Consider the following 7404-nt stretch of genomic DNA (forward strand, 5'->3'; position numbering starts at 1 on the left):
CTTTCGTCTTGATCGGCGGACCGAGTGGGAGGCCGCCGACCGGCTTGTCTGTCGGGAGTCGTTCGGTGCCGCCCGCGATCCGGATGGGAGGAAGTTCGGAATTTGTCGAGAATCCGTCGTCGGGGCCGTCCGGAGGTCGGGTCCACGACGGACGGCGTGGCCCCCCGGCGCCCAGGGCGCCCGGGAGCCACGCCGTCACCGGGTGGGGTCGCGGGGTCAGTCGACGAAGACCTGGATCTCCTGGATCCCGCTGGCGCCGTTGGGGAAGGGCTCGGCCTGGACGGCGGTCTGCACCTCGCCGTCCTCCCCCACCGCGCGGCAGGCCAGCGAGTGCTGGCCCGGGGTGGCGTCCCAGCGGTAGACCCACTGGCGCCAGTAGTCGACCCCCGCGTCGGGGCCGAGCTCGGCGTCGCGCCACGGACCGCCGTCGACGCGGACCTGCACCTTCCCGATGCCCCGCGTCTGCGCCCACGCGACGCCGGCGACGGCGATCTGGCCGGCGTCGGAGCGCGAGAGCGCCTCGGGGGTGTCGATACGGCTGGAGATCTTGATCGGGCCCTCGATCGCCCAGTCGCGCTCGGTCCAGTACGCCTCCTGCTCGGCGTACGTCGTGAGCGTGAGCCGCTCGACCCACTTGCAGGCGCCGACGTACCCGTAGATGCCGGGGGTCACGAGGCGCGCGGGGAAGCCGCGGTCGCGCGGCAGCGGGTTGCCGTTCATCCCGACCACCAGCATCGTGTCGCGCCCGTCGAGGGCGACCTCGAGCGGCGTGCTCATGGTGAAGCCGTCCACCGAGGTCGACAGGATCTGGTCGGCGCCCGTGCCGTCGATGCCGGCGCGGTCGAGCAGCTGCTTGATCGGGATGCCCTGCCAGCGGGCGGAGCCGACGTAGGGGCCGCCGACGAAGTTCGACACGCAGGTGAGCGTGATGTCGTGCTCGACGGTCTCCATCTCCAGCAGGTCGGCGTAGGAGAAGGTCACCTCGGTGTCGACGTCGCCGTCGATGGTCAGCGTCCAGGAGTCCTGGTCGACGACGGGGACGGCGAGGTTGATGTCGACGCGGTAGAAGTCCGCCTCGGGGGTGCGGAACGGCGAGAGGCCGTCGACCCGGCCCTCGAGGCCCTGCGGGAGCGGGTCGGGGCTGCGCGCCGGGGTCGGCAGCGCGATGTCGCTGAGGCGGGTGCGCACGGTGCCGATCCACTGGCCGGCGCCCGCGGCGGCGACCGAGGCCAGGGCCACCAGGCCGCTGCCCACCAGCAGGCCGCGGCGCGACGCGCCGACCGGCGTACGGCGGGAGGCGGGCTCGCCGGCGTCGAGGACGTCGGGCCCGTCCCCCTCGTCGGCGCGTGAGGGGGTCTGGGCGGCTCCGGCGGTCCCGGCGGTCCCGACGGTCGCGGCCCCGCGGGCGCGCAGGCCGCGGACCAGCCACAGCAGCACGGCGGCGCCGACCGCGGCGGTGACCAGGGCGGGGACGACGGCGAGGACGCCGGCGGCGGGCTGCAGCACGGCGGCCGCACCCGCGGCGGCGACGAGCGCCAGCAGCAGGCCGAGCCCCAGCGCGGTGCGGCGGCGGGCCAGCAGCCCGGCCAGGGCCGCCAGCAGCAGGGTCACGACGACGACGCTGCCGACCAGGATGATCTTGTCGGCACTGCCGAACGTCGCGATGGCCCACTCCTTGACGGGGGTGGGCGTCGCGTCGATGACGGTGGAGCCGACCGCGAGGACGGGCGAGTCGGCGGGGTCGGTGAGGGCGGCGGTGAGGTGGCCGGCCGACATCCCCGCCAGCGTGGCGAGGAGGCCGCTGCCGGCGAAGGCGAACGCGCCGCCGAGCCGGCGCGGACGGGCGCGCCGACGGGGCGTGGTGGTCGCGGGGTCGGAGGAGCTCATGCCCGTGGTTCGTCGCGGGGGTGGTCCGCGGATGGGGTGCCGGGCAGGATGCGGGGCGATGAGCACCACATCCGCCGACGCCCCGACCACCCCCGACGGGCCCCTGGTCCACCTCGAGCACCGCCCGGCCGGTGAGCTGGACGAGCGTCTCGACGTCGACACCCGGCTCGCGGTCGTCACGCTCGACTCGCCGCACAACCGCAACGCGCTCTCGGCGCGGCTGGTGACCGAGCTGCTGGACGCGCTCGCCACCGCGGACGCCGACCCGTCGGTGCGCGCCGTCCTGCTGCGCGCCACCGGGAGGGTCTTCTGCTCGGGTGCGGACCTCTCCGAGGCCGTGGCCGGCGGCATGGAGGAGGGCGCCCGGCGGATGGTCGACATGCAGCGCCAGGTCGTCGCGATGGACACCCCCGTCGTCGTCGCCGTGCAGGGCCCCGTCCGGGCGGGCGGCATCGGGCTCGTCGGCGCGTGCGACGTCGCGATCAGCGCCGTGGAGGCGACGTACGCGCTGACCGAGGTGCGCCTCGGCCTGGCGCCGGCGGTGATCTCGCTGGTGCTGCTGCACCGGATGACCCCGCGGGGGGCCTCGCGGACCTTCCTCGACGGGGAGGTGTTCGACGGCGCGGCCGCCGCGTCGTACGGGCTGGTCAGCGAGGCCGTGCCCGGCGACGACCTGGCCGCGCGGGCCGACGCCGTGTGCGCGTCGCTGCTCGCGGGCTCCGTGCAGGGGCAGGCCGAGACCAAGCGGCTGCTCAACGCGCGGCTGCTGGCCGACCTCGACGCCCGCCGGGACGAGGTCGCGGCGACCTCGGCGCGGCTGTTCGGGTCGGACGCTGCGCGAGAGGCGATGCAGGCGTTCCTGTCGCGCAGGAGATAAGGTTCTCCGTCCGGTTTGCACACGCGCGGGGACCCGGTCCGACGGGCGGCTCGCGCAGTGGGGGTGGAGTGTCCGATCAGGTCGCTGCGCGCGAGGTCGCGCAGGAGCAGCAGTTCGTCGAGCGCGTCTACGCGCGCCTCGAGGAGTCGGCGAGCGCGGCGCGCGAGCTGGCCCGCGAGGGGCACGACCGCGCCCGGCTCGGCCACGAGGGCGGGCTGGTGGAGCGGGACGCGATGGTCCACCATGCGGCCCGCCGCATCGCGGAGCTCGACGCCGCCCACGAGGGCCTCGTCTTCGGGCGCCTCGACCTGCGCCCGTCGGGTGACGACGTCGCCCTCGGCGAGGAGCCGCGGTACGTCGGGCGGATCGGCCTGCGCGACGCCGAGCGGGACTCGCTGCTCGTCGACTGGCGCGCCCCGGCCGCCGCGGTGTTCTACCAGGCCACGGCCGCGGAGCCCGCGGGCGTGGTGCGCCGTCGGGTGCTGCGCAGCGCCGGGCGCCGGGTCGAGGGGGTCGAGGACGAGCTGCTCGACCCGGAGGTCGAGGGCGCCGAGCAGCTGCCGATCCTCGGCGAGGGTGCGCTCATGGCCCAGCTGTCCCGGGCCCGTGACCGGTCCATGCACTCGATCGTGGCCACCATCCAGGCCGAGCAGGACAAGGCGATCCGGGCGCCCGTCAAGGGTGTCGTCGCGATCTCGGGTGGTCCCGGCACCGGCAAGACGGTCGTCGCGCTGCACCGCGCGGCGTACCTGCTCTACTCCGACCGCCGCCGCTACGAGACCGGCGGCGTGCTGGTCGTCGGGCCCAGCGGCGTGTTCATGCGCTACATCGAGCGGGTCCTGCCCTCCCTGGGCGAGACCGCGGTCGCGCTGCGCTCGCTCGGCGAGGTCGTCGACGGCGTCCGCGCCGTGCGTCACGACGAGCCGGCGGTGGCCGACGTCAAGGGCTCCTCGCGGATGGCCGAGGTGCTGCAGCGGCTCGCCCGGGCGGCCGCGCCCGGGGCGCCGGAGGAGTTCGGCATCTTCTGGCGCGACGACCGGCTGCGCCTGGACCGGCGCCAGCTGGGTCGGATCCGGCGCCAGCTGATGAACCAGGGCCGCCGCAACCGCCAGCTGTCCCGCGTCGCCGGGATGCTGCTCGACGCGCTGTGGCGCCAGGTGCGCTCCGAGCGGGGCCGGGAGCGCGGGCGCGAGGCGTTCGACGACGACATGCTCTCCGACGCCCGGTTCGTGGACTTCGCCTCCGCCTGGTGGCCGCCGCTGGCCGCCGAGGAGGTGCTGGCCTGGCTGCGCGACCCCGAGGTGCTCGCGGGTGTCGCCGACGGCGTGCTGGGCGAGGAGGAGCAGCGGCTCCTGCACAAGGCGTGGACCCGCACCGAGGGCTCCACCCGGGTGCCGGTGACCGGCGAGGCCCTCACCGTCGAGGACGTGCCGCTGCTCGACGAGCTGCGCTACGCCCTCGGCGACGTGCCCGCGCCGAAGGACGACGCCGACGACCTGCTGACCGCCGAGCAGGGCGGCATCGACCTGGTCGAGCTGACCACCGCCTCCGACCGCGAGTACGCCCCGTCGGGTCGCCCCTGGCGTCCCGCGACCGGCTCGATCGACGACGACGGCTTCGCCCACGTGCTCGTGGACGAGGCCCAGGACCTCACCCCGATGCAGTGGCGCATGGTCGGCCGCCGCGGCCGCACGGCGACCTGGACCGTCGTCGGCGACCCCGCCCAGTCGTCGTGGCCCGCCCCGGAGGAGGCCGCCGCCGCCCGTGCCGCGGCGCTGGAGAAGAAGCTCGTCCACTCCTTCCACCTGTCGACGAACTACCGCAACTCCTCCGAGATCTACGCCCACGCCGCGGCGTACGCCGGACGGGTGGGGCTCGACGCGGACCTCCCGCGGGCGGTGCGCTCGACCGGGGAGGAGCCGGTCGTCCTGACGGGGGTCGAGGACCTCGCGGCGACCACCCGGTCCGTGGTCGTCGACCTCGCCTCCCGGGTGGCCGGCACCGTCGGGATCGTTGTGCCGGCGGCCCGCCACGTCGACGTCAACGGCTGGCTGGCCTCCTGGCCCGAGCTCGCCGACGACGCCCCCGGCGCCCGCGCGGCCGCCGCCACCGGCCGCTCGTCGGCGGACGACCGCGTCGTCGTGCTCACGGGGCTCGAGACCAAGGGCCTGGAGTTCGACGCCATCGTCGTGGTCGCGCCCGAGGAGATCGAGGCCGAGTCCAGCACCGGTCGCGCCACCCTCTACGTCGTCCTCACCCGCGCCACGCAGCTGCTGACCACCGTCTCCGCGTAGCCGAGTCGGCCCGGCTGCGCACGCTGTGGGCGCCGAGTCGGCCCGGATGCGCACGGCGCCCCCGCCGAGTCGGCGCGAAGTCCCCGGCGCGGGTGGGAAGTGCTGCCGACTCGGCGCGCGGCGGGCGGGAAGTGCTGCCGACTCGGCGCACGGCGGGCGGGAAGTGCTGCCGACTCGGCGTACGGCGGGCGGGGGCGGGGGCGGCCGTGCCCGCAACTAGGCTCGCCGCCATGACTGAGGACCTCGACGCCCGGGCCGCGATCAGCGCGATCCAGGGGCACGAGGCGTGGGCGATCATCCGCCGCTCGACGCGGGCGGGGGAGAAGGCCACGGTCGGGGTGCTCGGCGGCAGCCGCACCGAGGTGGCGAGCATCCTCGACGTGCCGCTCGAGACCGGCGTGCCCACCGAGGCCCACATCGCCGACCGGCTGGTCGCGGTGCCGTTCCGGCAGGTCGCCGAGCGCGGGTTCGAGGCGCACGACGACGGCACGCCGCTCGTGGTCGTCGACGTGGCCACGGAGCTGGAGTTCTCCGTCGAGGAGGTCGTCGCGGCGATCGACGACGTGCCGCTCGAGTTCACCGACCGCGGCGGGTTCGACGTCGACGACACGGCGTACGGCGAGCTCGTGCGGCAGGTCATCGACGGCGAGATCGGGCAGGGCGAGGGGGCCAACCTGGTGCTCGGACGCCACTACCGCGCCCGGGTCGCCGACTGGGACGCCGCCCGCGCGCTCTCGGTCTTCAAGGGCCTGCTCGAGCGCGAGCGCGGCGCCTACTGGACCTTCGTCTTCTTCACCGGCGACCGCTACCTCATCGGCGCCAGCCCCGAGCGCCACGTCTCGGTGCACGGCGGCGACGTGCGGATGAACCCGATCAGCGGCACCTTCCGCCTCCCGACAGGGGCCCCGGGCGCCGCGGACGCCGCGGTCGACGGCCCCGCGCTGAAGCGCCGGCTGCTGGACTTCCTCGCCGACGACAAGGAGATCTTCGAGCTCTTCATGGTCGTCGACGAGGAGCTGAAGATGATGTGCGACGTCTGCGGCGAGGGCGGCCAGGTCCTCGGCCCGTTCCTCAAGCCGATGAGCCGTCTCGTCCACACCGAGTACCTCCTCGCCGGCCGCACCGACCGCGACCCCCGCGAGGTGCTGCGCGACACCATGTACGCCGCGACCGTCACCGGCAGCCCCGTCGAGAACGCCTGCCGCCTGATCAAGGCCCACGAGACCGGCGGGCGCGGCTACTACGGCGCCGCCCTCGCGATCTTCGGCCGCGACGAGGTCGGCGGTCCGGTCCTCGACAGCCCCATCGTGATCCGTACGGCGGACGTCGGGCTCGACGGCACCCTCACGGTCACCGCGGGCGCGACGCTCGTGCGCGACTCCGACCCGGCGTACGAGGTCGCGGAGACCCACGCCAAGGCCGGCGGGATCCTCAGCGCGTTCGGGCTGGTGCCGCCGGCGCCGCCGACGCAGGTCGACGTGGCCGAGCTGGTCGCCGACGAGGACGTGCTGCTCGCCCTGAACGTGCGCAACCGCCGCCTGTCGCGGTTCTGGCTCACCGACCAGGACGGCGGGTCGGGTCGCCCGCCGCTGGCCGGGCGCAGCGCGGTGGTCCTCGACGGCGAGGACGACTTCGTCAAGATGCTGCGCCACGTGCTGGCCGTGCTCGGCATGACCAGCCGGGTGGTGCGCCACGAGGACTACGTCGCGGGCGCGCTCGACGGCGACGACCTCGTCATCATCGGGCCCGGGCCCGGCGACCCCCGCGACGGCGAGGACCCCAAGATCGCCCGCATGCGGGCCGCGGTCGACGAGGTGCTCGCCGCCGGGCGGCCGTTCCTGGCGGTCTGCCTGGGCCACCAGACGCTCTGCCACCGCCTCGGCCTCGACCTCGCCTACAAGGACATCGTCTTCCAGGGCACCCAGTCGCCGGTCGAGGTCGACGGCCGGGTCGAGCGGGTCGGCTTCTACAACACCTTCGTGGCCCGCGTCGGCGACGACCACCCGGCGCCGCCGCCCGGCGTCCGGGTCGAGGCGGAGCCGGACACGGGCGACGTGCACGTCCTGCGGGGGCCGCACTACGCCGGCATCCAGTTCCACGCCGAGTCGATCCTCACCGAGAACGGCTACGAGATCCTGGCCGACCTCGTCGGCGACCTGCTGGCGGACCAGGCCCGCACCGGGGCCCGGTGATCCACAGGAATTCCTGGGCTCCTCCAGGTGCTCTCCTGGGGTCACCGGAGGAGAGTGGAGTCATGACGTCGCTGGAGCGGACGGGGCCCGAGGGGTCGACCACGGTCGACGCCGAGCCCTCACGGCGCGTGCCGCAGTGGCTGCGCCGGGTGCC

At 75.1% G+C, this 7404-nt stretch carries 4 protein-coding genes; 3 read left to right on the forward strand and 1 reads right to left on the reverse strand.

The window, feature by feature from the left end:
• Nucleotides 1–216: 216 nt before the first annotated feature.
• Nucleotides 217–1887, reverse strand: a complete 1671-nt coding sequence (locus ABD158_RS02785; RefSeq protein WP_344003385.1) for a molybdopterin-dependent oxidoreductase — start codon at nt 1885–1887, stop codon at nt 217–219.
• 58 nt (nt 1888–1945) lie between these two features.
• Here ABD158_RS02785 and ABD158_RS02790 point away from each other — a divergent pair, with 58 nt between their 5' ends.
• The 3 genes from ABD158_RS02790 (at nt 1946) to ABD158_RS02800 (ending at nt 7250) form a co-directional block, all read left to right on the forward strand.
• Entirely contained in the window at nt 1946–2764 is an 819-nt protein-coding gene (locus ABD158_RS02790; RefSeq protein WP_344003388.1) for an enoyl-CoA hydratase-related protein, read from the forward strand.
• A gap of 68 nt (nt 2765–2832) precedes the next feature.
• The gene (locus ABD158_RS02795; RefSeq protein WP_344003392.1) at nt 2833–5058 is read left to right on the forward strand and encodes a HelD family protein; all 2226 of its coding nucleotides are present in this window, start codon (nt 2833–2835) and stop codon (nt 5056–5058) included.
• A 230-nt stretch (nt 5059–5288) separates the two neighbouring features.
• Complete coding sequence (locus ABD158_RS02800; protein ID WP_344003395.1) at nt 5289–7250, forward strand: anthranilate synthase family protein; 1962 nt, start codon at nt 5289–5291, stop codon at nt 7248–7250.
• Nucleotides 7251–7404 lie beyond the last annotated feature (154 nt).

This window comes from Nocardioides lentus (assembly GCF_039529515.1).
GTDB classification, from domain to species: Bacteria; Actinomycetota; Actinomycetes; order Propionibacteriales; family Nocardioidaceae; genus Nocardioides; species Nocardioides lentus.